Origin of the sequence: Amycolatopsis acidicola, from assembly GCF_007713735.2 — a bacterium.
GTDB classification, from domain to species: domain Bacteria; phylum Actinomycetota; class Actinomycetes; order Mycobacteriales; family Pseudonocardiaceae; genus Amycolatopsis_E; species Amycolatopsis_E acidicola.
Window position 1 is genome coordinate 53,697 of sequence record NZ_VMNW02000037.1, and the last position, 24,365, is coordinate 78,061.

A 24,365-nucleotide genomic window follows, 5' to 3' on the forward strand; every position below is an offset into this window, starting at 1 on the left:
CGCTCAGCCTTTCGCGTCGATCGCGGCCTGCAGGGACTGCGCGTAGGCCTCGCTGGTGATCGTCGCGCCGGAGACCGTGTCGATCTTCGCGCTCTGCGCCTGCAGCGCCTCTTCCTTCAGCGTCGGCTCGGCGCTGCTCGCGATGCGCTGGCTCCGCCGGTCACCGGGCTCGTCGATGATCTTCACGTCGGTGATCTTGGTGCCCTCGAAGGTGACCTGCACCTGGTACGGGCCGAACTCGGTGTCCACAGTGGACCCGTTGATCACCGTGCCGCCGCTGCTCCCGGCCGCCGGCGAGGCCGGCGAAGCGGGAGCGGCCGCGGCGGCCGGTGCCGCGGTGGTGGTGCTGCTGGGGTGGTACCGCAGCAACGGGATCAGCCCGGCGATGGTGAGCATCACGACGATCACGACTCGGCGCACGGTGTTCTCCTCGTTCTGCTCAGCCGGCGAAGGCGAAACGTTCGGTGTGGCATTGGTTTTCGGGCACGCCCAGGCGATCCAGCGTGCGGCGGACCGCGTCGGTCATCCCCGGTGGCCCGCAGACGTAGACGTCGCGCCGCTGCACGTCCGGCACCAGCGCGGCGAGGTGCTGGGGACCCATCATCGGGCCATACCGGCCGACCGCGTCCGAAGAGCCCGTGACCACGTGCAGCCGGGCGCCGCACCAGCGGGCGAGCTGCTCCAGTTCCCCGGTCAGCACGGTGTCGGACGCGGTGCTGGCGCGGTAGACCACCACGATGTCGTCGCGGGCGTGCGCGAACTCCTCCAGCAGCGCCCGGATCGGCGTCACGCCGACGCCACCGGCGACCAGCAGGACGTGCTCGCGGGTGCGCCGCCGCGCGGTGAAGGCGCCGTAGGGGCCTTCGATCAGGACGCGCGTGCCGGGCCGGATCCCTTGCAGCCAGGCACTTCCGTCGCCCAGCGCCTTGACCGTGATGCGCAGGTACTGCCCGTCCGGCATCGCCGAGAGCGAGTAGGGATGGGCCTCCCACCAACGATTCAGGAACCGCCAGAGGAAGAACTGCCCAGCGCGGGCCGGCAGCTTGTCGAGGTTCCGGCCGCCGATCCACACCGTCACGACCTCGGGGTTCTCGCGGACGACGGACACCACTCGCAGCCGGTGCCGGAAGTTGCGCAGCAGGGGCAGCCCGAGCCGGGTGAGAAGCACGGCGCCGAGCGCTGAGCCGTACAGCGCCCACCAATAGACGCGGCCGACCGGCGAGCTGACGAAGTCGCGCCCGATGGTCACCTGGTGCAGGAAACCGAGCAGCACGGCCAGATACGCGTAGAGGTGCACGAAATGCCAGGTCTCGTACTTGAGCCGGCGCCGCGCGCGGCGGGCACTGGTGACGGCCACCCCGATCAGCAGGATGGTGGCGACGGTCGCTTTGAGCACGTCGTCGGTGTCGAAGACGAGGGTGCCGATCTCGCTCAGCACGGGGCTGCCGTCGGCGGCGGCATAACCGAGCGTGATGAACACGACGTGCGCCAGCACGAGCCACAGCACCCAGAACCCGCTCCAGCGGTGCCAGGCGGTGAGCCGGTCCATGCCCAGCCGGGTCTCCAGCCAGGGCAGCCGGGCGATCAGCACGAGCTGCAGCACCAGCGCGATCGCGCCGTACAGCCCGGTCAGCCGCCCGAGCGCGGTCAGCAGGCCGCCGGGCGCGGCGAGGTCCTCGAACCCGTGGCCGAGGACGAAAAGATCGGTCGCCCAGGCGGCGTTCAGGGCCACCAGCGCGAACAACCAGTGTGCGGGTTTCACCCCTTCAGTCTCGGAAGATTTTCTGGGGGAAATCTTGGAAGGGGCTACTCCGCCCGGCGGTATCCGGGCTCCGCGGGCTCCCCGGCCACGCTCAGCGCGTAGCGCACGGCGTCCGCGCGTGAGGTGAACCCGGCCTTGGCGAACAGGTTGTTGATGTGTGTCTTGACCGTCGCTTCACTGATCACCAGGTGCCGCGCGATCTCCGGGTTGCGCAGGCCTTCCCCGATCAGGCCGAGGATTTCCCGCTCGCGCGCGGTCAGGGACAGCAGCCGGTCGTCCGCCGCGGGCCGGGCCCGGCGGGTGGTGGCCAGGGAAAGCAGGCGGCGCTGCACTTCCGGCGCCAGCACGACCTGGCCCGCGCCCGCGCTGCGCACCGCCTGCTCGATCCGCGCCCGGTCCGCTTCCTTCGTGAGGTATCCGGCGGCGCCGGCTTCCAGCGCGGCGAGGATGGACTCGTCGTCGTCGAAGGTGGTCAGCACGACCACCTGCACGGACGGCGAGGCGGCCCGGATCCGGGTGGTGGCCTCGACTCCGTCCAGCACGGGCATGTGCAGGTCCATCAGCACGACGTCCGGGGTGTGCTCGGTCGCGGCGGCCACGGCCTCCTCGCCGTTGGTGGCCGTCGCGACCACGTCGATGTCGTCGGCGAGGCCGAGCATGACCGCGAGCGCCTCCCGCACCGAGGCCTGGTCGTCCACGACCACGAGCGAGATGCTCACCGGGGTACCTCCAGTTCCACGCTCCAGCCGCCGTCCGGCCGGGGCCCCGCCTGCACTGTGCCGCCCAGCAAGGCGATCCGCTCCCTCATGCCCACCAGTCCTATGCCACCCGACAGCCCGGGCGCGCCCGCTTCGCCGCCCGGACCGTTCGCCACGGTCAACGCGACGGAGTCACGCGTGAAGCTCAACGTCACCTCGCGCTCCGCGCCGGAGGCGTGCTTCGCCGCGTTGGTCAGCGCTTCCTGTGCCGCGCGGACGATCGCGTGCGCGGCCTCGGTCGGCACCGGCGCCGGGTCGCCGTCCACCCGCAGCGGCACCGCTTCCCCCTCGCACATCAGCTCGAGCGTCCGTTCGAGCGGGAGCGTATCGGTGCGCAGCGCCTCGATCGCGCGCCGTGTCTCGGTGATGCTGTCCACTGCGAGCCGCCGCGCCCGCAGCACCGCCTGGTTCGCCTCGTCGTCGCGGCTCTTGCCGTGCAAGGCGTCCGCCATGTCCAGCTGCAACGCGATGCCGGACAGGGAATGCCCGAGCACGTCGTGGATCTCCCTGGCGATGCGGCCTCGTTCGACCAGCGCCGCCTCGCGGGCTTCCGAGCGCAGCGCGCGCTGGGCGTTGACCATCGAGTCGCGGCGGTCCCGGCGGGCGAGTCCCATGTAGACAGGGCCCGCGACGGTCAGCCCCAGCCACCACGGCCAGCCCGAGTCCGACGGATGCAGCTCGCCGACGAGCCAGATCGCGGCCGCGGTGACCACCGCCTCAACCGCGCCGACGACGATCGCCGCCCGCCGCGAAGCGAGCCGCTCCCCCGCCACCCCGGACGCAAGGTAGGCGAACGCCGGGGCCACTGTGGACACTCCCAGGGGCAGCAGAATCCCCGACGCCACCGCATAAACGGCCACGAGCGCCGTGGTGACGCCGGTGGACACCCGGTCACCGGGGAACAGCGACAGGAGCGTCAGCACCCCGACGAGCACGAACAGCGGAATCGTGACGGCCGGGAACAGCGGCGCCTTGGTGACCAGCTGCACGGCCACCGCCGCGACGAGCGCCACACACGCGAACGGGCGCAGGAACTCGTCGTAGTAGAACCCGCCCACTTGACTCCGCTGCCGCATCACGGAAACCCTAGCGCCCGCCGGAGAAGCGCTGTTGCAGGTCGTCCAGCCACTCCGCGTTCTGGTGCGGCTGTCCGTTCCGTCCCTTCTGCCAGACGATCTGGTGCCCCGTGCGCATCGCCTGCGCGAGGACGATCACGCCTTCCACCAGCAGGCCCGCGCCGAGCGTCAGCATCAGCGTGTTGCCCGCGGCCGACCCCGCGCTCCGGTCGAGGACACCGAGCAGGAAGTTCGCGCCGAACTTGGCCGCGATGTTCAGCACCCAGAACACGATCGTCAAGCCGGTGTAGCGCATCGCCGCGACACCGTCGCGTTCGTACACCCGCACGCTGAGCCCGCGCAGCACCCCGAACACCACGCTGACCAGCCCGGTCACGACCACGAACACCATCGCGGTCGCCGACCGCACGTCCCCCAGCTGCGAGATCCCGATGACCACCAGCACCCCGGGCAGCACCAGCATCCGTTTCGCCTCGGCCAGGTCCCCGGCCAGGCGGCGGACCAGGACGTACCCGATCGCCACGATGATCAGCACCACTTCCAGCAGGCCACTCATGCCCCGTCCTCACTTCCGTCGTCGTCCCGGTCGAAACTAGGGCTGACCGGCGACTTCGTCGTGAGGCTCGAGGTGGAGGCGCGGGTGGAGATCTCCTCCACCCACGCCGGGCCCGCTCAGGAAACGGGTTCGCTCTCCACCGCTCCCGGGGTGAGGGCGTCCTGTCCGGACAGTGCGCGGGTCTTGATGACCCCGGCCACCGACAGCACCGACAGCACGCTCATCCCGGCCATGTACCAGCCCACCGCGGGCGCGCCCCAAGCCTCGCTGAGCGCGGCGGCGATCATCGGGGCGATCGCGCTGCCGAGGATCATCCCGACGGTGTAGCCGACCGAAAGCCCGGAATACCGCACGGTGGCGGGGAAAGCCTCCGCGAAGAAGACCCCGGCGCAGCCCTGGACGGCGGCGTGCGGGAGGCACAGCAGGAGGTAGCCGACGAAGATCAGCCACGGCTTCCCGGTGTCCAGCAGCCAGATCCACGGGAACGCGAGCACCACGAGGCCGATCGTGCCCGTCATGGTCATCGCCGGGCGGCCGATCCGGTCCGAAAGCGTCCCGGCCAGCACCACGAGCCCGCAGTCCCAGATCATCGAGACCAGCACGATGAGCAGGATCGTCTCGCGGGACAGGCCGAGTTCCGTGGTGGCGTAGGAAAGCCCGAACACCGACATCATGTAGAACACCACCCCGCCGCCGAGCGTGGTGCCGGCGACCAGCAGGGTGCGCATCGGGTAACGGCGCAGCACCGTCAGCACCGGGGCGCGGTCCACCTTGCCCAGGTCACGCACCTTCTCGAACGCGGGGCTTTCGCTGATGGTTCGGCGCAGGACGTAGCCGACGGCGATCAGGATCGCGCTGAGCAGGAACGGGATCCGCCAGCCCCAGTTGAGGAAGTCCTGCTGCGGCATGGCGTTCAGCGGCAGGAACACCAGCGTCGCGAGGACCAGCGCGAGCGGGCCGCCGGTCTGCACGAAACTGCCGTAGAACCCGCGTTTGCGTTGTTCGCTGTGTTCCATCGTGAGCAGCACGGCGCCGCCGAACTCGCCGCCCATCGCGAAGCCCTGGATCACCCGCAGCACGATCAGCAGGATCGGCGCGGCCACGCCGATCGTCGCGTACCCGGGCAGCAGGCCGACGAGCAGCGTGGCCGCGCCCATCATGGTCAGGGTCAGCACCAGCATCGGCTGCCTGCCGACCTTGTCCCCGAGATGCCCGATCACCACCCCGCCGATCGGGCGGACCAGGAACGCCACCGCGAAGGTGGACAGCGAGACGAGCGTGCCCGCGATTCCGTGCAGTCCGGGGAAGAAGACCTTGTTGAACACCAGCGCGGCCGCGGTCGCGTAGATGAAGAAATCGTAGTATTCGATGGTCGTGCCGATGACGCTCGCCGCCGCGGCGCGTCGGGGCTGCAGAACAGACATGATGGCTCTCTTCTTTGAGAGTGGGGAATCACCGAAAAGGGATCAGGAAACCGGCGAGGGAAGCGGTGCACGGGAACCGGCCACGGGGCCTCCTAAAGGATCGCGATCGCGTTGCCCGGCGAGCCGAGCCCGCCGACCAGGGCCAGTGGCACCGAAACGAAAAGGAATTCACCGCGCCCGGCCGAACGCAGTTCCGGTGCCAGCTCGTCGAAATCGAACAGCTCGCCCAGCGGGATGCCGAGCAGGCCCAGCAGCCTGCGGTGCAGACTGCCCACGGCGGCGTCGCCCGGGGTCACCTCGACCGCCGGGTTGTCCACGGCGATCGCCGCGATGTGCCAGTCCCACAACAGTTCCGCGGTCGGTTCCCCGGCCGCGAGCCCGGTGGAGAACAGGCCGCTCTTCCTGGCCGCGATCCCGGCGCGCGCCTCCCGGTCCAAGGACCGGTACGCCGACATCCAGCCCGTGCGCACGCACAGGACGTCACCGGGCCGGATCTCGGCCCCTTGCGCCCGCGCGGTTTCCCGGAGGTCGTCCGGGGTGATCGAATGTTCCTCGAGCGCGTACCCCTCGGCGTAACCGAAATGCGCGGCCACGTCGAGCAGCACGCCGCGGCCGACGATCCCGCCGCGCGCCCAGTGATGGATGCTCAGGCGTTCCTTGCCCGTCGCCGGGTCGTCGGTCACGCCGCCGTAGAACCCGTGCTGCCGCACGCGATGGTGACGGAACCCGTCCCACTGGGTCGATCCCTGCGGGAAGAACGAATCCAGCCGGTCGTCCCACATGCTGCCCGCGTTGCGCAGGGTGTGGCGCAAGGGTTCCCGGCGGAACAACGGCGGGTCCGGCTGGTCCAGCGGCAGGCTCAGCCCGATCCGCTCCCCCGTGCGCACGCCCGCGGTGGCTTCGGCGACGGCTCGCGCGTCGAGGAGGTTCAGCGTGCCCAGCTCGTCGTCCGGGCCGAACACGCCCCACGAGTGGTTGGCCCCGAGGTCGTCGAGGCGGGGCAGTTCGGAGTACTGGGGCAGGTTCACCGCGTGCTCCTAGAGGTCGGTGTCACCGGCCAGCAGACGCTGGGCGATGGTGCGGCGCTGGATCTCCGAAGTACCGTCGGGCACGCGCAGGGTGCGCGCGTGCCGCCACGCCTCCTCCAGCCGCAGCTCGTTGGTCAGCCCCATCGCGCCGTGCACCTGCATCGCCGAGTCGGTGACCCGGCCCAGCATCTCGGTGCACATCGCCTTGACCATCGAGGTTTCCTTGACCGCCTTGGCCTTCTCCTCGACCAGCCAGGCGGTGCGGCCGACCATCGACTTCGCCGCGTAGATGTCCATCGCCATCTCCGCGAGCTTGACCTGGATCGCCTGGTGCTCCCCGATCACCGAGCCGAAGGTCTCGCGCTGCCTGGCGTACTCGACGGCCAGGCCGAGCGACCAGCGGGCCAGCCCGACGCACATGGCCGACATCGACAGCCTGCCCTTGCTGATCCCGAGCAGCGCCAGCGCCAGTCCTTTGTGGAGGGTGCCGATCACGTGGTCGTCCGGGACGCGCAGGTTCTCCATCGTGACGATCCCGATCTTCGAGCCGACGTGGCCGAGAATCGGGATCACGCTGGTGCAGTCGAACCCGTCGCTGGTGGTGTCGACGAAGAAGGCGGTGATCCCGCCGCGCCGGGCGGCGTTGGCCTCGGGATCGGTGACCGCGAACAGGATGCAGTAGTCGGCATAGGGCGCGTTGGTGATCCACTGCTTGGACCCGTTGATCACCCACTCGTCGCCGTCCTTCACCGCGCGGGAGCGGATGCGCTGCACGTCGGAACCGGCATCGGGCTCGGAAAGGCCGAAGCACAACGTCTTTTCGCCCGAAGCGAGACCGGGAGCGTAACGGTCGCGGATCTCCGGCCGGAGTTCGGTGAGGATCGGGGACAGCCCGTTGGTGAACACCGACGGGACCACGTTTTCGTGCACCAGCGTGCGATGCGGCCCGCACACCCGGTTGATCTCCTCCTGGATGTGCACGAGCGCGGTGGGGCCGAGCCCGCCGCCGCCGAGCGACTCGTCGCCGAACATCGTGTAGAACCCGGCCTCGGCGGAGGCCATCCGGACCTGCTTCTTGAGTTTCAGCACCTCGGGCACGAGCACGCCGTTTTCGTCGTGACTCCGGCGCTCGTCGGACAGCAGGTCCGCGTGCTCCCGTTCGAGCGGCTCGACGAACCGCTCGATGAAGGCGAGCACCCCCTCGGCGCTCTCCTTCGCTTCCGGCGCGACGGTGAAGTCCATGCGTTACGTCTTTCTGTTCCGTGGCTGGGGTTTGAGGTCGTTCGCGTGGGCCTTCTCCAGGTCCAGCGAGATCGCCCGCGCCCAGATGCCGGTGAGCGTCGCGACGACCTCTTCGATGTCGAGGTCCTCGCGCTCACCCAGGATGAGGTTGATGTAGGCGAAGTTGCTGATCATCGCGACGATCGCCTCGGCGGTCAGCTCGGCCGAAATGTCGGGGTCCGCGGCGCCCTGGCGCTGGAGCCGCTCGATCCCGCGCTGGATGCGGCTGCGGAACTCGCCGCGGATGCGCATCCGGTCGGCGCGCATGTGCTCGTCGAAAGTGGCGACCTGCTCGACGATGCGGCTGAACCGGCGGCCCTTCCACATCTCCGCGAAGTACGTCCGCAGGGTGTGCGCGAACCTGTCGGCGACCGTGCCCTCGAAGTCCTCCGGGACGGCAGTCAGCAGATAGCGCTCCCCCACGACGGAGTCGACCAGACTGTAGAAGATGTCCTCTTTGGTCTGGAAGTAGATGTAGAAGGTGCCGTGCGCGAGCCCGGCCTCGTCGCAGATGTCGGCCACCCTGGTGTCGAGGAAACCCTTGTCCTCGAACACCGTCCGTGCCGCGGCGAGGAACCGATCCCGGGTCTTGCGGCCCCGCGCGGTCCGCGGTTCCGCCGGCCCGTCCGCCTTACCGGTCGCCATCTGTCCGTCCCCAATCTTCGCCGACGCAGGTATCGCGACATCTTCCCACGCCCTCTCACAGCTGCGGGCGGACCTTCTCGGCGAACAGGGACATCGAGCGCAGCACCTGTTCCTGCGGCTGGCTGCCCGCGTCGAACCACGCGACGAGACCGCCGAGTCCGGTGTAGCTGTGGAAGGAGGCGAGCTCGTCGGCCACTTGATCGGCCGAACCGAGAATGAGGGTCTTGCGTTCGATGTACTCGTCGTAGCTGAGTTCTTCGATACCCAGCCCCACTTTCGCCCGGTTGGTGAGCACCCCGACGTACCACATGTAGCCGTCGCGGTACTCCTCCTTCGCCGCCTCGGCACTGTCGGCGACGTGGATCGCCTTGAGCTGCGAGGCGCGGGCGATGTTCTCGTCGATCAGATCGAAGGAGTGCCCGGCTTCCCTCGCCTCCTCCCGGTACACGCCGACCAGCCGCTTGACGTCGTCCCGGGTGGGACGCTGGCCCAGCACGAAGGAAAACCCCCGGCGGGCGGCCAGCCGCAGCGACTCCTCGCTCTGCGAGACCATCACGAACACCGGCGGAGTGGGTTTCTGGAAGACCTCGGGGAACAGCTCGACCTCGGTGGCGACCTCGCCCTCGGCCGGCACCCGGTAATGCTTGCCCTGGTACGCCACCTTGCCGGTGCGCCAGGCCTGCATGACGATCTCGAAGACCTCTTCGTACCGCTCGTCCCGCTCGGCCTCGGGGATGCCGTAGGCCTGGAACTCCAGCCGGTCGTACGCCTTGCCGATGCCGAAGTTCAGCCGCCCGCCGGAAAGCTGGTCGACGTAGGCGTAGTCCTCGGCCAGCCGCAGCGGGTGGTGCATCGGCAGCCGGGAAACCCCGGAGCCGAGCCGGATCCGCTTCGTCGCGGACGCGGCGGCGGCCAGCAGCAGCTGGGCCGAGGCCATGATCCCGTAGCGGCGGCCGTTGTGCTCGGCCACCCATGCCTCTTCGAAGCCGAGCACGTCGGCGTGCTTGATCTGCTCGATCGCCTTGCGCACGACCTCGTTGTGGGTGTTCCACGGCGGCACGTTGGACAGGCTGAAGATCCCGTAATGGGGTGTGGCGACATTGCTCATGGCACTCCTTGGGAAGAGAAAACCCGTTGCGGGCGGCCGGAAACCGGCGACTCGGCCGGCCGGTGGCGGCGCGAACCCGTTGTGCGCACTGGGTGAAGACGCCCTTGACTAAACATGACACGCGCGTCATTGTCAACGGGCGGCGGGCACGCTCCCCCGCGCCGCCCGCCGACATCGTTGCCGTGAAGGGAGAACCGCGCGCCGATGACCCGCGTCAGCACCGTGACCGGTGGAACCGACAGCGACCGGCTCGGACGTGTGCTCATGCACGAGCACGTGTTCGTGCTCAACCACGAGTACGAGCTCAACTATCCGGAGGTGTGGGACGCCCGGCGCCGGACGGACGACGCCGTGGCCAAACTCGTCCGGCTCAAGGAAGCGGGCATCGACACGATCGTCGACCTGACCGTGCTCGGGCTCGGCCGCGACATCCGGCGGGTGCGGGCGGTGGCCGAGCGCTCCCCCGTGCAGATCATCGCCGCCACCGGCTTCTACACGTTCAGCGAGTTGCCGGGATATCTCCGGCTGCGCGGGCCCGGCCGGATGCTCGGCGGCGAGGAGCCGATGACCGGCATGTTCGTCCGCGACATCGAGGAGGGCATCGCCGGCACCGGGATCAAGGCGGCGATCCTCAAATGCGCCACCGACGTCCCCGGCGTGACCCCGGACGTCGAACGCGTGCTGCGCTCGGTCGCCAGGGCACACCTGCGCACCGGGGTCCCGATCTCCACGCACACCGACGTGTCCACCCAGCGCGGCCTGGAGCAGCAGAAGATCTTCGCCGAGGAAGGCGTCGACCCCGGCCGCGTGATCATCGGGCACAGCGGTGACTCCGACGACCTCGGCTACCTGCAACGCTTGCTGGACAACGGTTCCTACCTCGGGATGGACCGGTTCGGGCTGGAGGCCAAGCTTCCCTTCGAGAAACGGGTGCGGACCGTGGCGGCGCTCGTCGAGCGCGGGTACGCCGGGCGCATGGTGCTTTCGCACGACGCCTCCTGCCACAGCCACAACTTCCCCGACGCCTACCGGAGCGAGCACCTCCCGGACTGGCGCTACACGCACATCACCGAGGACGTCATCCCCGCGCTGCTCGAAGCCGGGGTCAGCCAGGCCGACATCGACGTGATGCTGGTGGACAACCCACGCGAGATCTTCGCCGCCCGGTGATCCCCCACCGTCCACTCCGGACTTCCAGAAAGGCAGACAGCATGACCGTGGTCCGCATCGAACGCGACGGCAAACTCGCCGAGCTGACCCTCGACCGCCCGGACAAGCTCAACGCTTTCGACGACGCGCTGTTCGGCGAGTTCGAGCAGGCGCTGGGCGAGCTGGGCGCCGACGACTCGGTCTCGGTGATCATCCTGCGCGGCGCGGGCCGGGCGTTCAGCGTGGGCTGGGATGTCAGCCGCCCGCGGGGAAACGGCACGCACCGGACCGCGCACGAGGACTGGGTCCGGCTGCGCGCGCACATCCGCTCGTTCTCCGCGCCGTTCGACGTGCCGAAGCCGGTCGTGGCCGCCGTGCACGGGTTCTGCATGGGCGGCGCCACGCTGATCCCGGTGTGCTCGGACCTCGCCGTCGTCGGGGACGACACGAAGATCGGCTGGCCGGTGCTGCCCATCGGTGGCGGGATGCTCGGCCCGATGAGCCTGTACCAGCTGGGCGCCAAGAAGGCCAAGGAACTCTCGTACACCGCGGGCAGCCACATGCTGGGGCCGGAGGCGGCGGCGCGGGGCTGGGCGAACTACTCCGTGCCGGAGGGCGAAGTGGTGGCCAAGGCACGCGAGATCGCCACCGAGGTCGCGAAGACCCCGCTGGACATGCTGGAGATCAAGAAACGCGCCGCGAACGACGTCCTCGTGCGGCAGGGCTTCCGGGACACGCTGGACAGCTGCGCGAGCTGGGACGCGCTGATCCACACCTCGGCCGGGAACCGGTGGATGTCGGGCACGCTCGGCGAGCTGGGGATTTCGGCCGCCCGCAAGTGGTACGCCGAGGGCGGTTCGCTGCGAGAGTCCACTTCGGACAGCGCCGGAGCGTCGGCGTGAGCGCGGTCGCCGTCGTCGGCGCCTCTCCCCGGAACTTCTGGACGAACTGCGCGATCCACAACCTGCGCAGCTTCAACCCGGACCTCGGCGTCGTCCCCGTCACCCCGAACCACGAAACCATCGCGGGCCTCGGCACGGTCGCGAGCGTCGCGGATCTGACGGTCGCGCCGCGCGCCGCGGTCATCGCCATCCGGCGCGAGGCCAGCGTCGAGGCGGTGCGCGAGCTGACCGCCGCGGGCACCCGCGACATCGTGCTGGTGACCGACGGGTTCGTCGAACGCGGCGACGAACTGGGCCGCGAGCTGCAGGCCGAACTGGTGAAGATCGTCAGCGGCACGGGAACCCGGTTGTGGGGCCCGAACTGCGTCGGGTTCGCCGACTTCGAGGAGCGGATCTGCGCGGTCGCCGAGCCGATGTGGCTGGAGGCGCGGCCGGGCCCGGTCTCGATCGTCTCGCAGAGCGGCGCGCTGCTTTCGGCGCTCGTCGCGGCCGCGCACGAGGAGAACCTCGGGCTGGACTTCACCGTTTCCACCGGCAACGGCGCGGTGACCGGCGTCCCGGAAGCGCTGCTGATCGCGCTGGAGCGGCCGGCCACGAAGGTGGTTTGCGTTTACCTGGAAGGCATTTCGCGGGAGAAGCTGCCCGCGTTCGAGCGCGCCTTCACGTACGCGCGGGAGTCCGGCAAGCAGATCGTCGTGCTCAAGTCCGGCGTTTCGGAGCGCGGGCAACGGGCCGTCCTGTCGCACACCGCGAGCATCTCGGGTACGGACTCGGTGCTCTCGGAACTGTTGCGGCAGCACGGAGTCCTGCGCGCGGACGGGATCGACGAGCTGATGCGGCTGGCGACGCTGAGCCTGCTCGGGGCGAAGGCGGGCCGGGCGCGTTCGGTGTCGATCCTGGGCGGTTCCGGGGGCGCGGCGGCGTTGTGCAGTGACCTCGCGGACCGGTACGGGGTCGAGCTGAGCGTGTTCGCGGACAAGACCGTGTCGCGGATCCGGGAGCTGGCCGGGCCGGGGTCGTTCATCGACAACCCGCTCGACGTGATCGGGGTGAAGAAACGCGAGGGCGACGAGAGCATCAACGGGCTGGTCTTCGCGGACCCGAACACCGGGCTGGTGCTGATGCCCTGGAGCGTGCAGTTTCCCTCCGACAGCCCCGAACAGGCCGTGCACACCTGGAACTGGAACGACCTCGCGCGGCTGTCGTCGGTGCACGGGATGCCGCTGGTGATCACGTCGATGGCACCGGTGCCGGTCACGGACTGGGTGCGCGACTACCGCGAACGGCATCCGCACGTGGCGGTGGTGCACAATCTGCGGCTCACGTTCTCCGCGTTGTCGAAGCTCTTTCCGGCTCTGCCCAAGGAAAAGCACGCGGTGCCGTCCGCCGCCGAGGAGCGGGTGCTGAGCGAGGCGGACTCGCGTGAGCTGGTCGCGGCGGCGGGGTTGCCGGTCGTCGGCGGGGTTCGCGTGCCGCGGGGCGAGGACGTGGTCGCGGCGGCGGAGAACCTGCGTGCGCCGTTCGCGGTGAAGGTGGTCGCGCCGGTCAGCCACAAGTCGCGCATCGGCGGGGTGCTGCTGGGCATCGGGGACCGGGCCGATCTGGCGGCGGCGGTCAAGCAGATCGAGGCGAACGTGGTCGCGTCCGGCCTGCCCACGGACACGATCGAGGGCTGCCTGGTCGAGGAGATGGTGTTCGGGCGGGAGATCCTCGTCGGCCTGAACACCGATCCCGTCCTCGGCCGGTACGTGGTGGTGGGGCTCGGCGGCACGGCGACGGAACTGGCGAACCGCTCGACGACTCGCCGGCTCCCGCTGGCGCCGGGGGAAGCGGAAGAACTGCTCGCCGCGGTGGGCGTGACAGACCACGAAGCGGCGCTCGGCGCGCTGACCGGCCTGTGCGCTTCCTTCGCCGACGGCGTGCTTTCCGGGTACGAGACCGTGGAGATCAACCCGCTCGTCGTGACCCCCGCCGAATGCGCGGCGGCCGACGCCGTCGTAACCCGCTTCGAGGAGGCGTGAAGTGCTTTCAAGGGCGCTCCGGCCAGGAGTTCGCTGAGGGCGGACTGGCTTGCCGGGCGGGTACGCGCGTTGCCAAGCTGGGTGGATAACCAGGTGAGGGAGCGCGGATGGGCACTGTTCGGGCGGTGTGGCTCGCCGGCCACGACAGGGAGTACGAAGAGCACATCCGGGACAACCTCGCGGAGTTCGCCGGTGCTCTCGGGGACATCGCTCCGGTCGAGTTCGCGTGCACGGCCTGGCGGCTGAGCGTCGCGCCCGCCAGTTCGCCGGGGTACGTGCGGCTGCACCGGCGGATCCTGGAGCTCAGCTGTGTCCGCAACGAGTGGGACGGCACCCTGATCGCGAGGGCGAATCTCGTCTCGCCGTGGCCCGCGGCGCTGGACTGGCCGCGCGACTGGTGCCGCGACGAGAACTGGCAGGACTGGCCGGATCTGTTCGGCCAGTTCGTGCACCCTGCGGAGCGGGACATCGCCAAAATGCCCTACCTGCGCGCTTCCGTGCTCGTCGAAGCCCCGGTGCCGTTCACGGACCTGCCGCCCGCGCCCGAGCACGCGGACCAGGACGTTCCCGGGGCGGCCCGCCGCGCCGTCTCGGTCCTGGTCCGTCAACTGGACGCCCTGCTGACGCCGATCGTCGAGAAGCTGGAGACCCGCGCCGGGGCGCCCGACGCGCGGTGAGGCGCTAATAGCGCGGCTGCGGCGCGGGCCTGGCGTTGGGCTTGCCGATGACGAACCACAGGAGGCTGCCGAGGAACGGCGCCACCCAGATGAACACGAACCAGACCACCTTCATCCCGCCCGAGTTCGCCGACCTCAGCACGCTCACCAGCGCGGCCAGCACGAGCACCAAATATGCCAGGATCACCGCGATGATGAGCGCGGCGACCAGGTAGTTCCACGGGTGGTCCACGAAAACACTCCTCCGGTCCGGACGGCCACTTTGGACGTTCCCACCGCGCGGAAAACCTTGACTTTCACCGTTTTCCCCGCGCTACGGACACGGTAGGCGGAGTCACGGCCCGCCCGCGTCACCAGCGGGCCGGTCCGGGCCTAGCACTTTCGGCTGATTCTCAGCTCAGCCCGGCGTCGTGCACGACGATCGCGACCTGGGTGCGGTTGGCCGCGCCGAGCTTGGTCATCACGTGCCCGGCGTGCACCTTCACCGTCGACTCGCTGATCCCCAGCTCCCGCGCGATCTCCGTGTTGCTCAGCCCGCGCCCGAGCGTCAGCGCGACCTCTCGTTCGCGGGCGGTCAGCGCGTCCAGCCTGGCCAGCGCGTCCTCGCGCCCGCTCTCCCGCGTGAACCGCGTGAGCAGGCGTTTGGTGATCCGCGGCGAGATCATCGCCTCGCCGCCCGCGACCACCTGCACGGCCGTCACCAGGTCGCGCGGCGCGATGTCCTTGAGCAGGAAGCCCGCCGCGCCGTGGCGCAGCGCCGTGTGCACATAGGAGTCGAGGTCGAAGGTGGTGAGCACGACGACCGGCGGCGCGTCCGGCAGCGCGCGCACCCGCTCGACCACGGCGAGCCCGTCCACGCGCGGCATCTGGATGTCGGTGAGCACCACGTCGGGGCGGTGGTCGGTGACGAGCGCGACGACCTCGCTGCCGTCCGCGGCTTCGGCGGCGACCTCGATGCCGGGGTCGGCGTCGAGGATCATCCGCAGCCCGCTGCGCACCAGATCCTCGTCTTCGAGCAGCAGCAACCGCACGGTCACGCGGCCGCCCCTTCCCACGGAAACCGCGCGTGCACGGCAAACCCGCCGTCGGCCGTCGGCCCGGAGGAAACCGTGCCGCCCGCCAGCATGACGCGCTCGCGCATCCCGGCGAGGCCGTAGCCCGACGACGGCAGCCCCGCGCCCGATTGTCCCGGCGGCGCATCGTTGACCACGTCGACCGCCAGCTCGTCCGGGGTGTCGGTGACGCTGACCCGCACCAGCGCACCGGGCGCGTGCTTGGCCACGTTGGTCAGCGCCTCCTGCGCCAGCCGGTACACCGCGCGCCCGACCGGCACCGGCAACTCCGGCACCGGATCCGGCAGCCGGACCTCGACCTTCGTGCCCGCCGCGCGGGAATCCTCGACCAGTTCGGGAATCCCGTCGAGGCCCGGCGGCGGCGTCGATTCGTCCTCGCCGCCGTTGCGGAGCACCCGCAGCATGTCCCGCAACTCCGACAGCGCGGCGGTTCCGTTCTTGCGGATCACCTCGGCCGCTTCGCCGACACGCTCGTCCTTGGCCACCACCGTGATCGCCCCGGCCTGCACGGCGATCACGCTCACGCGGTGGGCCACGATGTCGTGCATCTCGCCCGCGATGCGGCGGCGCTCGGCGGCCAGCGCCTGCTCGGCGAGCAGATGCCGTTCCCGTTCGGCCTGTTCGGCGCGTTCACGCAGGGCCGTCAGCAGGTTCGCGCGCTGGTGCATCCACAGGCCCGCCAGCACGGGCAGGGCGACGAACAGCGCGAGGCCGAGGCCCACGGACTTCCAGTCGTTCCCCCAGTTGATCTGGCCCATCGTCACGAACGCGGCGACCGACGCGACCACGGACGACCACGTCCACAAGCGGGGCCCGAGTACCGCGCCCACCGTGTAGAGCGCCACGAACGCCGGGCCGAGATTGGGCCCGAACACGACGACGACCAGCGCCGCGGCCATCGCCACCAGCGGCCAGCGCCGCCGCACGACGAGCCCGGCGAAGGTGAGCAGCACGAGCGGCCAGTGCCCGTGCACCGACATGGTCACCGAGTAGGCCACGAAACCGGCGACCACGACGTCGAGCAGGACCAGGCCCGCCGCGCGATGCCGCCGGGCGAAAGCGGTCAGGTTCGGGATCGGCACGCGGCCACCCTAGAAGGGCGGCGCGGGCGGGGATGCAGGCGCCCGCGAAAGCCGATCCGGCCGTTACCCGCGTGCGGTTTCGAGTGCGTCGAGGACCGCTTCGCCGTTCGCCCTCGCCCACTCGGTCAGGGTGTGGATCGGATCGATCAGGGTAGCGCCGAGCGGGGTGAGTTCGTACTCGACGCGGGGCGGCGCCTCGGCGTAGGCGTGGCGGCGGACGAGTCCGTGCGATTCGAGTCGCCGCAGCGTCTGGGTGAGCACCTTGCGGGAGATGCCGCCGCCGATCAGCCCGGCCAGTTCGCCGTGGCGCACCGGGCCTTCACTGAGGCCGGCGAGGACGACCACTGTCCACTTGTCGGCGATCAGTTCGACCGCCAGACGCGCCGGGCAGTCGGCGAGAAAGAGACCACCGGAACCGAACTCGCTCATGGCGCCAAGGTACCTGGCGGTTCCTTTCGGAAACCTAATCTCGGGTTCATGCGAGTCATCACCCAGCACCGGGCCGGCGGCCCCGCGGTGCTCACGATCGAGGACGCACCCGAGCCCCGGCCGCTCCCGACCGAGGTCCTCGTCCGGGTCAAGGCGATCGGGCTGAACCCACTGGAGGCGCGGCTGCGCGCCGGCGAGTTCCCGTTGATCGGCCGGCCGCCGTTCATTCTCGGCTGGGACATCAGCGGCGTGGTCGAGCAGGCGCGGACGTGGCGCCTGCGGCCCGGCGACGAAGTGTTCGGCATGTCGCTGTTCCCGCGTGCGGCCAACGCGTACGCCGAATTCGTGGCGGCGCCGGCGTTGCACCTGGCGCGCAAACCGGCGTCGCTTTCGCACGTCGAGGCATCGGCTCTGCCGGTCGTCGGGCTGACGGCGTGGCAGGGCCTCGTCGACCTCGGCGGGGTGGCCGGAGGCGACCGCGTCCTGGTGCACGGCGGCGGTGGCGGGGTCGGCCACGTCGCGATCCAGATCGCGAAATCCCTTGGCGCGCACGTGATCGCCACCGCAGGCGGGAGCAAGCGGGAGTTCGTCGAGGGGCTCGGCGCCGACGAGGTGATCGACTACACTGCGGTCGACTTCGCGGAGGCGGTCGGCGACATCGACCTGGTGCTCGACACGCTCGGCGGGGACACCGCCGAACGATCGCTCGAGGTGCTCCGCCCCGGCGGTCACCTCGTGACGGCCGTCGCCGAGGACGATCCGGAACTCGCCGCCAGGTTCGAGGCGGCCGGTCTGCGCTTCAGCGGCATCGCCGTCGACCCCGATCCGGTCGCGCTGCGGCGCCTCGCCGAACTCGTCGACCGCGGCGAGCTCCGGGTCCACGTACGGCAGACGTTCCCATTCGAGCGCGTGGCCGACGCGCACCGGCTGCTCGACGCCGGACACCTTCAGGGAAAGCTCGTCCTCACCGTCTGATCCCCGCCCGCGAGCGTCCGAAAGGGACGGTCGCGGGCGCGGCTCAGCCGAACACCACGACGCCGCGGATGTTGCGGCCGGCGTGCATGTCCTCGTACGCCTGCGCGACCTGGTCGAGCGTGTACTCGCGGGTGACCAGCTCGTCGAGCTTCAGCTGCCCCGCCTGGTACATCCGCAGCAGGTTCGGGATGTCGTGGCGCGGGTTGGACTGGCCGAACAGCGAACCCTGCAGCCGCTTCTGCATCAGCGTCAGGTCGCCGAGCGCGATCGGCGCCCCGGCGGCGGTGATGTCGCCGAGCCCGGTCACCACCACGGTGCCCGCCTTGCGGATCGAGGCCAGCGCCTGCCCGATGTGCTCACCCTGGACGACCCCGATGGTCACGATCGTCGCGTCCGCGCCCTGCCCGTTGGTCAGCGAGCGCGCGAACTCGGCGGCCTCCTCGATGCCGGCGAAGGCGTGCGTGGCACCGAAGATCTTGGCCTGCTCGCGTTTGAACTCCACCGGGTCCACCGCGATCACGGTCTTCGCGCCGGCGTGCACCGCGCCCTGCAGCGCGTTGGCGCCGATCCCGCCGATGCCCAGCACGATCACGACGGCACCGGGCCGCAGGTTCGCGGAGTTGACCGCCGAACCCCAGCCGGTGGGCACCCCGCAGCCGACCAGCGCGGCGGCCTTGAGCGGGATGTCCTTGCCGATCTTGACCACCGAGTCGACCGCGGCGGTGGTGTACTCGGCGAAGGTCGAGATCCCGCACTGCTGGCCGACCGGTTTGCCGTTCTCGTGCATCCGGAAGCTGCCCGGGTCGCTCGCGCGCGCCCCGGTGAGCAGCGAAGCGCCCAGATCGCACAGGTTCGACATACCCTGCGCGCAGAACTCGCACTGGCCACAGGCCGGCAGGAACGAGAACACGACGTGGTCGCCGACCTCGTAGCCGGGGGTGTCCGGGCCGACGGCGGTGATCACGCCGGCGCCCTCGTGACCCCCGGCGTACGGGTAGACGCCCACCGGGACGTCTCCGGTGGCGACGTGGTCGTCGGAATGGCACAGACCGGAGGCCGCCAGCTTCACGGTGACCTCGCCGCGGCGCGGGTCGTCCAGTTCGACGGTCGCGGTCTCGTAGACGCCGGGCGCCCCGCGAACCAGGGAAACCTTTGTGGTGATGGACATACGATGCTCCTCTCTGAGCACAGTGGACGGTCCTTAGAGGACTACGGTGACGACCTTCTCCTCGGTGTTGGCGAGGATCCCGCTCCAGCCGAGCTCACGGCCGATCCCGCTGGTCTTCATGCCTCCCCACGGCAGCGCGGCGTCGATGGGCGCCCAGCCGTTCACGCCGACGGCACCGGCCCGCACGCTCGCGGCCAGCGTGTGCGCGGCGGCGACGTCACGGGTCCAGATCGTGGCGGCGAGGCCGTAGTCGGTGGCGTTGGCGATCCGGACGGCCTCCTCGGGGTCGTCGAACGGCAGTACCGCGCCGACCGGGCCGAAGATCTCCTCACGCGCAATCGTCATGTCGTTGTGCACGCCCGCGAAAATCGTGGGCTGCACGAAGAATCCGGCCCGGTCCGGCCGCGCCCCGCCGGTCACGATCCTGGCGCCCTCGTCGCGGCCCTTCGCGATGTATCCGAGCACGCGCTCCCGCTGCTTCTCGTTGACCAGCGCGCCCATCGTGGTCGACGGGTCCAGCGGGTCGCCGAGGACCTGCTGCGCGGCCGCGGCGGCGAGCGCTTCGACGACGTCGTCGTAACGCGAGCGGTGCACGAGGATCCGGGTGCCCGCGGCGCACACCTCGCCCTGGTTGAAGAACAGGCCCATCGCGGTGCCGTTGACGGCGGCTTCGAGATCGGCGTCGTCGAGGATGATCTGCGGCGATTTCCCGCCCAGCTCCAGGGTGATCCGCTTGAACGAGCGCGCGGCGGCGACCGCGATCTCCCGGCCCACTTCGGGGCTGCCGGTGAAACTGATCTTGTCGATCCCGGGGTGCTCCACGATCGCCTGCCCGGTCACCGGCCCGAACCCGGGCAGCACGCTGACCACGCCCGCCGGCACACCGGCTTCTCCGAGCAGCCGCGCCAGGTGCAGGATCGACAACGGCGCGTCCTCCGGCGGCTTCACGACCACGGTGTTGCCCGCGGCCAGTGCCGGGGCGAGCTTCCACGACGCGATCATCAGCGGCGTGTTCCACGGGATGATCGCGCCGATCACGCCGACGGGCTCGCGGCGGGTATAGGAGTGCGTCGGGCGGCCGAGGTAGCCGTCGGTGGGCACCACCTGGCCGGTGATCTTGTCCGCCCAGCCCGCGAAATGCCGGAAGGTGCGGGCGGCGTTCGGGATGTCGAGCACGGCCGGCTGCCCCACCGGCTTGCCGACGTCGATCGCCTCGAGCCGGGCGAGCTCGCCCGCGTCACGCTCGATGAGGTCGGCCACCTTCGCGAGAATCCGGCCGCGCTGGGAGCCCGGCAGAGCCGCCCACTCCCCCGAAAGCTGGGCGCGGGCGGCGGAAACGGCCTCGTCCACATCGGCGGCCGAGGCTGCCGCGACGTCGGTGAGTTTCTCTTCGGTGGCCGGGTTGAGCACGGGGAACGTGCCGCCACCGCCGGCACGCCAGCCGCCGGCCAGGAAGAGCTGAGTGGGGAGGGTTTCGGTGCTGGTCACGGGCGTACTCCTTGCCGATCTTCGTTGACAGCGGGCCCTGGTGCGAAGCCTGCCCGTTCGCCGATCGGCGGTCTTGCGCCTGCGCGCACGGCTCTTGTGCGAAAGCGGCCTTATCCCTCCGCGCGGTACTGGCTGGGCGCGGCGCCGTAGCGGGCCCGGAAGGAGCGGCTGAACTGCGCGGCGTCGACGAGCCCCCAGGAGGCCGCGATCGCGGCGACCGGGCGGTCGGCAAGGCGCGGGTCGCGCAGATCGCGGCGGCAGCGTTCGAGCCTGCCGTCCCGGATCGAGCCGGTGATCGTCAGCCCGCGCCGTTCGAACAGCTTTTGCAGGTGCCGCAAGGAAACGTGCACGGCCGCGGCCACCCGCGCCGGGTTCAGCCCTGGATCGCCGAGGTGGTCGGTGAGGTAGCGCTGGGCGGCCAGCACGACGGTTTCCGAAGCCGGCTGCGGGGCGCCCACCGCGAGGCAGGCGGCCACGAGATCCACCGCCGCGTCGCTCAGATGCGCGGCCTCGGGCTCCGGCGCTGCCGTGCGATCGAGCCCGCGGAGCAGTGACGACGCCAGCGCCCCGCTGCCGTGCGTGCCGGGGATCGCGACGGCGGTGCGATCACCCAGCGACCGCGCCCGCGCTTCCAGCCGCGCGCGGGGCACGACCAGCACGAGCATTTCGAAGTCGCGCTCGAAGGCCAGCTCGTACGGCCGGTCGGTGTCGTAGACGGCGAGGTCACCCGGCCGCAGCCGCGCCGACCGGCCGTCCTGCTCGACCACCCCGTCACCGCGCAGCTGCACGCCCACCTTGCACAGATCGGCCTCGCTGCGGCGGATCAGCCCGCGCGTGCGGCGCACGACCTGCCGCGAACCGGCGACCACGGACAGCTGCAGGTCGGCGACCGGGCGGGCCAGCACCCGCCCGGTCAGCGCGGATTCGTCCCCGAGCGGCGTGGTGTCGAGCGGGACGAACGCCTCGGCCAGCACCTCGCGCCAGGCCTGCACGTCCGTCAGCGAACCGGCGTCCAGCGCCACCGGGAAGGCACCCATGCCCGCCTCCTTTACTGACCGGATGGTCGGTAACTCCGCATGGTACTCGACGGGGTGGTGCGCGTCACGGACGCGCGGGCGCGGCCGGGGTTGCTTTCGGGTGGTCCATACCACTCCGGGTGCACATTTCCGGCTCCGTAAGCATCTTCCTCAGTGAGTGCCCGCTTCGGGAGCTTTTCACGGGGTAGGCACTCACAGCGACGGCCGGCACGGGGACCGGCCGGGGAAACGGGAGGTTCCGATCATGGGGAAACAGGTTCTGCGCAGGGGATTCGCGGCCACCGCCGTGCTCACGGCGCTGGGCGGGACGGCGCTCGCCACGGCAGGGGTGGCCGGCGCGATGCCGACCGACGAGGGCCAGTGCAACCAGGAACAGGTGCACGTCGAGGTCACGCAGGAGGCGGGCGGCGCGATGGGCCACCACGCCGACGTCCTGCACTACACCGCCGCCACGCCGGACGTGCGGTGCGTCATGCAGGGCGCGCCCACGGCGACGGTGTTCTTCGACGGCGGAGGCGCTCCGCTCGGCGTGCCCACTTCGCAGGCCGCCGGGACCGGCGACCGGCAGGTGACCATCGACGCCACGCATTCGGCCTGCTCGTACGTGATCATCGCGGACGGGGACGGACCCGGCCCGCAGGTCTCGGGGTTGTCGTTCGCACTGCCCTCGGGCGGCGTGGACACGGTGACCCAGGTGGCGTGGCCGGCCCCGGACCTGACCGGGGACGTGCAGTTCGGCGCCGTCGAGCAGGCCTGACCGGGATTCACGAAGGGGAGAGTGACACCGATGACCAGCACCACGACCAAGATCACCGTCGGCACCCTCGCGGCGGCGCTCGCGCTGCTGACGCCAGGGATCGCTTCGGCGACCGAGCCGTCCGCGACCGTCCAGCAGGCGACGCCGGACCTCGACGGGGACGGCTACCCGGACCTCGCGACGCTCACCATGGCCGGCGACGGGCAGCAGCGGCTGGACTTCACCGTGCGCGGGGAGACCACGTCGGTCCAGCTGACCGGCGACCCCGCGCAGGGCGTGCAGCCGATGCGGGTGACCGACATGAACGGGGACGGCAGGCAGGAGGTGGTGGTCGTGGAGTCCGTCGGCGCCAACACGACGTTCTCCACCGTCTGGGACCACGCGGGATCGGGCCCGCGCGCACTGTCCACATCGGACGGTAAACCGCTGCAGCTGGCCGAAGGCGGCGGGATGGCCGCGCGTCTGGGCTACGAATGCGCCTCGAACGCCGCGGGCGGCCGTGACCTGATCACGCTGCAGGTCAGCCGCGACGACGGGGACGCCGTCACCTACACCGGTTCGCGCGTGCGCTACGAGATCACCGACGACGTGGTGCACCAGGTGAACGACTACACGATCAGCTCGGTCGGCCAGGACGACCCGGTGCTGCGGACCGCTCCGGCGAGCTGCTCCTGACCCTCGCGCCGCCGGGCCCCGAGCGCTTCCGGGGCCCGGCGGACGCGGCGTGGTGGTCCGCGTTCACGGCGGGCGGTGCCCAGCACGGCGCTGCGCGCAAGCTTTCGGGCGAACACCTCTAACCTACGTGGGGGAGGTGCGACACAGGTGGACGCCAGCAAGGATCCCGGCCGGTTCCCGGTCGACAGCCGGGGAACGCGCGACGCCGCGCGCGCCGTTCCATGGTCGCTGCGGGTCGCGGCGGCGGTGAGCTGGCGGTTCCTGCTCGTGATCGCCGGCATCGGGACCGTCTTCTGGTTGCTGGGCTACCTGGAGGAAGTGGCCATCCCGGTGGGGATCGCGCTGCTGGTGTCGGCGCTGTTCGCCCCACTGGTGGGCAGGCTGCAACGCTGGGGCGTGCCGCGCGGGCTGGCGACGCTGATCGCCATCGTGGTCGGGCTCGCCGTGGTCGGCGGGGTGCTCACGCTCGTGATCACCACCGTCATCGCCGCGCTCCCCCAGTTGCAGAGCCGGGTTTCGGCCAGCCTCACGAGCATCAACGACTGGCTGCAGAGCGGGCCGCTGCACCTCTCGCACGACCAGCTGCAGCAGTGGCTGGACAACGCGCTGAGCGCGGTCAACGGGAACTCCTCCGAGCTGGCCAACAAAGCGGTGCAGACACTCGGCACGATCGGCACCACGCTGACCGAGGCGCTGCTGGCCCTGTTCACGCTGATCTTCTTCCTCTACAGCGGACCGCAGATCTGGCGGTTCACCCTGCGCGCCGTCCCGCGTGACGTGCGCGACCAGGTCGACGTCGCCGGGCGCCGCGGGTTCGCGTCCCTGGTCAGCTATGTGCGCGCGACGGTCGGCGTGGCCTGCGTGGACGCGGTGTGCATCGGGGTCGGGATCTGGATCGTCGGCGTGCCGCTGGCGGTGCCGCTCGCGGCGCTGATCTTCATCGGCGCGTTCATCCCCATCATCGGCGCGGTCCTCACCGGTGCCATCGCGGTGCTCGTGGCGCTGGTCGCCAACGGGTTCATCTCGGCGCTGATCGTGCTGGCCATCCTGATCGGCGTGATGCAGCTGGAAAGCCATGTGCTGCAACCGTTCCTGCTCGGCCGCGCGGTCCGGCTGCACCCCCTTGCGGTGGTGCTCGCGATCGCCGTCGGGCTGGAGGTCTCCGGGATCATCGGCGCGTTGCTCGCGGTGCCGATCCTCGCCGTGCTGAAGTCCGCGATCGGCTCGATGCTGCGCGATCCCGAGATGGATCCCAACGAGGTCAACGCACTCCGCCCCCGCAGCGCCCGCCCCC

Annotated in this window: 25 protein-coding genes; 8 read left to right on the forward strand and 17 right to left on the reverse strand. The window is 70.6% G+C overall.

The window, feature by feature from the left end; translation table 11 throughout:
* Positions 1-3: 3 nt before the first annotated feature.
* The 10 genes from FPZ12_RS23620 to FPZ12_RS23665 form a co-directional block, all read right to left on the reverse strand.
* The gene (locus FPZ12_RS23620) at positions 4-420 is read right to left on the reverse strand and encodes an FMN-binding protein (RefSeq protein ID WP_144747814.1); all 417 of its coding nucleotides are present in this window, start codon (positions 418-420) and stop codon (positions 4-6) included.
* A gap of 19 nt (positions 421-439) precedes the next feature.
* A complete protein-coding gene (locus FPZ12_RS23625; protein ID WP_144747815.1) occupies positions 440-1,762 on the reverse strand; it encodes a ferredoxin reductase family protein in 1,323 nt (440 codons plus the stop codon).
* Between the two features lie 44 nt (positions 1,763-1,806).
* The gene (locus FPZ12_RS23630; protein ID WP_144747816.1) at positions 1,807-2,481 is read right to left on the reverse strand and encodes a response regulator; all 675 of its coding nucleotides are present in this window, start codon (positions 2,479-2,481) and stop codon (positions 1,807-1,809) included.
* Complete coding sequence (locus FPZ12_RS23635) at positions 2,478-3,596, reverse strand: sensor histidine kinase (RefSeq protein WP_144747817.1); 1,119 nt, start codon at positions 3,594-3,596, stop codon at positions 2,478-2,480. The genes FPZ12_RS23630 and FPZ12_RS23635 overlap by 4 nt, the downstream gene beginning before the upstream one ends.
* Before the next feature lie 10 nt (positions 3,597-3,606).
* Positions 3,607-4,152 (reverse strand): DUF1453 domain-containing protein, encoded by a 546-nt coding sequence (locus tag FPZ12_RS23640; protein WP_144747818.1) that lies wholly within the window; start codon positions 4,150-4,152, stop codon positions 3,607-3,609.
* Positions 4,153-4,268: 116 nt separating this feature from the next.
* Complete coding sequence (locus FPZ12_RS23645; RefSeq protein WP_144747819.1) at positions 4,269-5,576, reverse strand: MFS transporter; 1,308 nt, start codon at positions 5,574-5,576, stop codon at positions 4,269-4,271.
* 92 nt (positions 5,577-5,668) lie between these two features.
* Positions 5,669-6,604 (reverse strand): cyclase family protein, encoded by a 936-nt coding sequence (locus FPZ12_RS23650; RefSeq protein ID WP_144747820.1) that lies wholly within the window; start codon positions 6,602-6,604, stop codon positions 5,669-5,671.
* A 9-nt stretch (positions 6,605-6,613) separates the two neighbouring features.
* A complete protein-coding gene (locus tag FPZ12_RS23655) occupies positions 6,614-7,846 on the reverse strand; it encodes an acyl-CoA dehydrogenase family protein (protein WP_144747821.1) in 1,233 nt (410 codons plus the stop codon).
* 3 nt (positions 7,847-7,849) lie between these two features.
* Positions 7,850-8,530 carry a TetR/AcrR family transcriptional regulator gene (locus tag FPZ12_RS23660; protein ID WP_144747822.1) on the reverse strand — a complete coding sequence of 227 codons (681 nt, stop codon included), beginning with the start codon at positions 8,528-8,530 and terminating at the stop codon, positions 7,850-7,852.
* A gap of 55 nt (positions 8,531-8,585) precedes the next feature.
* Complete coding sequence (locus FPZ12_RS23665; protein WP_144747823.1) at positions 8,586-9,638, reverse strand: LLM class flavin-dependent oxidoreductase; 1,053 nt, start codon at positions 9,636-9,638, stop codon at positions 8,586-8,588.
* 204 nt (positions 9,639-9,842) lie between these two features.
* On the opposite strand from FPZ12_RS23665, the gene FPZ12_RS23670 reads away from it, so the two are divergent.
* From FPZ12_RS23670 to FPZ12_RS23685, 4 genes are all read left to right on the forward strand, one after another.
* Positions 9,843-10,808: a phosphotriesterase family protein gene (locus tag FPZ12_RS23670; protein WP_144747824.1), complete on the forward strand. Its 966-nt coding sequence runs from the start codon at positions 9,843-9,845 to the stop codon at positions 10,806-10,808.
* Positions 10,809-10,849: 41 nt separating this feature from the next.
* A complete protein-coding gene (locus tag FPZ12_RS23675; protein ID WP_144747825.1) occupies positions 10,850-11,689 on the forward strand; it encodes an enoyl-CoA hydratase/isomerase family protein in 840 nt (279 codons plus the stop codon).
* The gene (locus FPZ12_RS23680; RefSeq protein ID WP_166462871.1) at positions 11,686-13,710 is read left to right on the forward strand and encodes an acetate--CoA ligase family protein; all 2,025 of its coding nucleotides are present in this window, start codon (positions 11,686-11,688) and stop codon (positions 13,708-13,710) included. The genes FPZ12_RS23675 and FPZ12_RS23680 overlap by 4 nt, the downstream gene beginning before the upstream one ends.
* A gap of 107 nt (positions 13,711-13,817) precedes the next feature.
* Positions 13,818-14,387 (forward strand): hypothetical protein, encoded by a 570-nt coding sequence (locus tag FPZ12_RS23685; RefSeq protein WP_144747827.1) that lies wholly within the window; start codon positions 13,818-13,820, stop codon positions 14,385-14,387.
* 4 nt (positions 14,388-14,391) lie between these two features.
* Here the strand turns inward: FPZ12_RS23685 and FPZ12_RS23690 are convergent, their stop codons facing one another.
* From FPZ12_RS23690 to FPZ12_RS23705, 4 genes are all read right to left on the reverse strand, one after another.
* Entirely contained in the window at positions 14,392-14,619 is a 228-nt protein-coding gene (locus tag FPZ12_RS23690) for a PLD nuclease N-terminal domain-containing protein (RefSeq protein WP_144747828.1), read from the reverse strand.
* A gap of 160 nt (positions 14,620-14,779) precedes the next feature.
* Positions 14,780-15,424: a response regulator gene (locus FPZ12_RS23695; RefSeq protein WP_144747829.1), complete on the reverse strand. Its 645-nt coding sequence runs from the start codon at positions 15,422-15,424 to the stop codon at positions 14,780-14,782.
* Positions 15,421-16,542: a sensor histidine kinase gene (locus tag FPZ12_RS23700; RefSeq protein ID WP_144747830.1), complete on the reverse strand. Its 1,122-nt coding sequence runs from the start codon at positions 16,540-16,542 to the stop codon at positions 15,421-15,423. The genes FPZ12_RS23695 and FPZ12_RS23700 overlap by 4 nt, the downstream gene beginning before the upstream one ends.
* A 63-nt stretch (positions 16,543-16,605) precedes the next feature.
* Positions 16,606-16,971, reverse strand: coding sequence for a winged helix-turn-helix transcriptional regulator (locus tag FPZ12_RS23705; protein WP_144747831.1), 366 nt, complete (start codon positions 16,969-16,971; stop codon positions 16,606-16,608).
* 48 nt (positions 16,972-17,019) lie between these two features.
* Here FPZ12_RS23705 and FPZ12_RS23710 point away from each other — a divergent pair, with 48 nt between their 5' ends.
* The gene (locus FPZ12_RS23710) at positions 17,020-17,946 is read left to right on the forward strand and encodes an NADP-dependent oxidoreductase (protein WP_144747832.1); all 927 of its coding nucleotides are present in this window, start codon (positions 17,020-17,022) and stop codon (positions 17,944-17,946) included.
* A 43-nt stretch (positions 17,947-17,989) separates the two neighbouring features.
* Here the strand turns inward: FPZ12_RS23710 and FPZ12_RS23715 are convergent, their stop codons facing one another.
* From FPZ12_RS23715 to FPZ12_RS23725, 3 genes are all read right to left on the reverse strand, one after another.
* Complete coding sequence (locus FPZ12_RS23715; protein ID WP_144747833.1) at positions 17,990-19,114, reverse strand: NDMA-dependent alcohol dehydrogenase; 1,125 nt, start codon at positions 19,112-19,114, stop codon at positions 17,990-17,992.
* 33 nt (positions 19,115-19,147) lie between these two features.
* Complete coding sequence (styD, locus tag FPZ12_RS23720) at positions 19,148-20,602, reverse strand: phenylacetaldehyde dehydrogenase StyD (protein ID WP_144747834.1); 1,455 nt, start codon at positions 20,600-20,602, stop codon at positions 19,148-19,150.
* A gap of 110 nt (positions 20,603-20,712) precedes the next feature.
* On the reverse strand, positions 20,713-21,639 hold the full coding sequence (locus FPZ12_RS23725) for an AraC-like ligand-binding domain-containing protein (protein ID WP_144747835.1): 927 nt from the start codon (positions 21,637-21,639) through the stop codon (positions 20,713-20,715).
* A gap of 244 nt (positions 21,640-21,883) precedes the next feature.
* Between FPZ12_RS23725 and FPZ12_RS23730 the strand changes: the two genes are divergently transcribed.
* The 3 genes from FPZ12_RS23730 to FPZ12_RS23740 all read left to right on the forward strand — a co-directional run.
* Positions 21,884-22,396 carry a hypothetical protein gene (locus FPZ12_RS23730; protein ID WP_144747836.1) on the forward strand — a complete coding sequence of 171 codons (513 nt, stop codon included), beginning with the start codon at positions 21,884-21,886 and terminating at the stop codon, positions 22,394-22,396.
* A gap of 30 nt (positions 22,397-22,426) precedes the next feature.
* Positions 22,427-23,071 carry an FG-GAP repeat domain-containing protein gene (locus tag FPZ12_RS23735; protein WP_144747837.1) on the forward strand — a complete coding sequence of 215 codons (645 nt, stop codon included), beginning with the start codon at positions 22,427-22,429 and terminating at the stop codon, positions 23,069-23,071.
* A 147-nt stretch (positions 23,072-23,218) separates the two neighbouring features.
* Positions 23,219-24,365, forward strand: a 1,147-nt coding sequence (locus FPZ12_RS23740) for an AI-2E family transporter (RefSeq protein ID WP_150980461.1), incomplete at its 3' end; no start/stop codon positions are given.

What these genes read in the sequence shown, in the direction of transcription:
- FPZ12_RS23660 (WP_144747822.1), bottom strand. Translation starts at nt 8,530, where the DNA reads ATGGCGACCGGTAAGGCGGACGGGCCGGCGGAACCGCGGACCGCGCGG.
- FPZ12_RS23640 (WP_144747818.1), bottom strand. Translation starts at nt 4,152, where the DNA reads ATGAGTGGCCTGCTGGAAGTGGTGCTGATCATCGTGGCGATCGGGTAC.
- FPZ12_RS23645 (WP_144747819.1), bottom strand. Translation starts at nt 5,576, where the DNA reads ATGTCTGTTCTGCAGCCCCGACGCGCCGCGGCGGCGAGCGTCATCGGC.
- FPZ12_RS23710 (WP_144747832.1), top strand. Translation starts at nt 17,020, where the DNA reads ATGCGAGTCATCACCCAGCACCGGGCCGGCGGCCCCGCGGTGCTCACG.
- FPZ12_RS23655 (WP_144747821.1), bottom strand. Translation starts at nt 7,846, where the DNA reads ATGGACTTCACCGTCGCGCCGGAAGCGAAGGAGAGCGCCGAGGGGGTG.
- FPZ12_RS23705 (WP_144747831.1), bottom strand. Translation starts at nt 16,971, where the DNA reads ATGAGCGAGTTCGGTTCCGGTGGTCTCTTTCTCGCCGACTGCCCGGCG.
- FPZ12_RS23635 (WP_144747817.1), bottom strand. Translation starts at nt 3,596, where the DNA reads ATGCGGCAGCGGAGTCAAGTGGGCGGGTTCTACTACGACGAGTTCCTG.
- FPZ12_RS23665 (WP_144747823.1), bottom strand. Translation starts at nt 9,638, where the DNA reads ATGAGCAATGTCGCCACACCCCATTACGGGATCTTCAGCCTGTCCAAC.
- FPZ12_RS23735 (WP_144747837.1), top strand. Translation starts at nt 22,427, where the DNA reads ATGACCAGCACCACGACCAAGATCACCGTCGGCACCCTCGCGGCGGCG.
- FPZ12_RS23685 (WP_144747827.1), top strand. Translation starts at nt 13,818, where the DNA reads ATGGGCACTGTTCGGGCGGTGTGGCTCGCCGGCCACGACAGGGAGTAC.
- FPZ12_RS23725 (WP_144747835.1), bottom strand. Translation starts at nt 21,639, where the DNA reads ATGGGTGCCTTCCCGGTGGCGCTGGACGCCGGTTCGCTGACGGACGTG.
- FPZ12_RS23730 (WP_144747836.1), top strand. Translation starts at nt 21,884, where the DNA reads ATGGGGAAACAGGTTCTGCGCAGGGGATTCGCGGCCACCGCCGTGCTC.
- FPZ12_RS23670 (WP_144747824.1), top strand. Translation starts at nt 9,843, where the DNA reads ATGACCCGCGTCAGCACCGTGACCGGTGGAACCGACAGCGACCGGCTC.
- FPZ12_RS23675 (WP_144747825.1), top strand. Translation starts at nt 10,850, where the DNA reads ATGACCGTGGTCCGCATCGAACGCGACGGCAAACTCGCCGAGCTGACC.
- FPZ12_RS23715 (WP_144747833.1), bottom strand. Translation starts at nt 19,114, where the DNA reads ATGTCCATCACCACAAAGGTTTCCCTGGTTCGCGGGGCGCCCGGCGTC.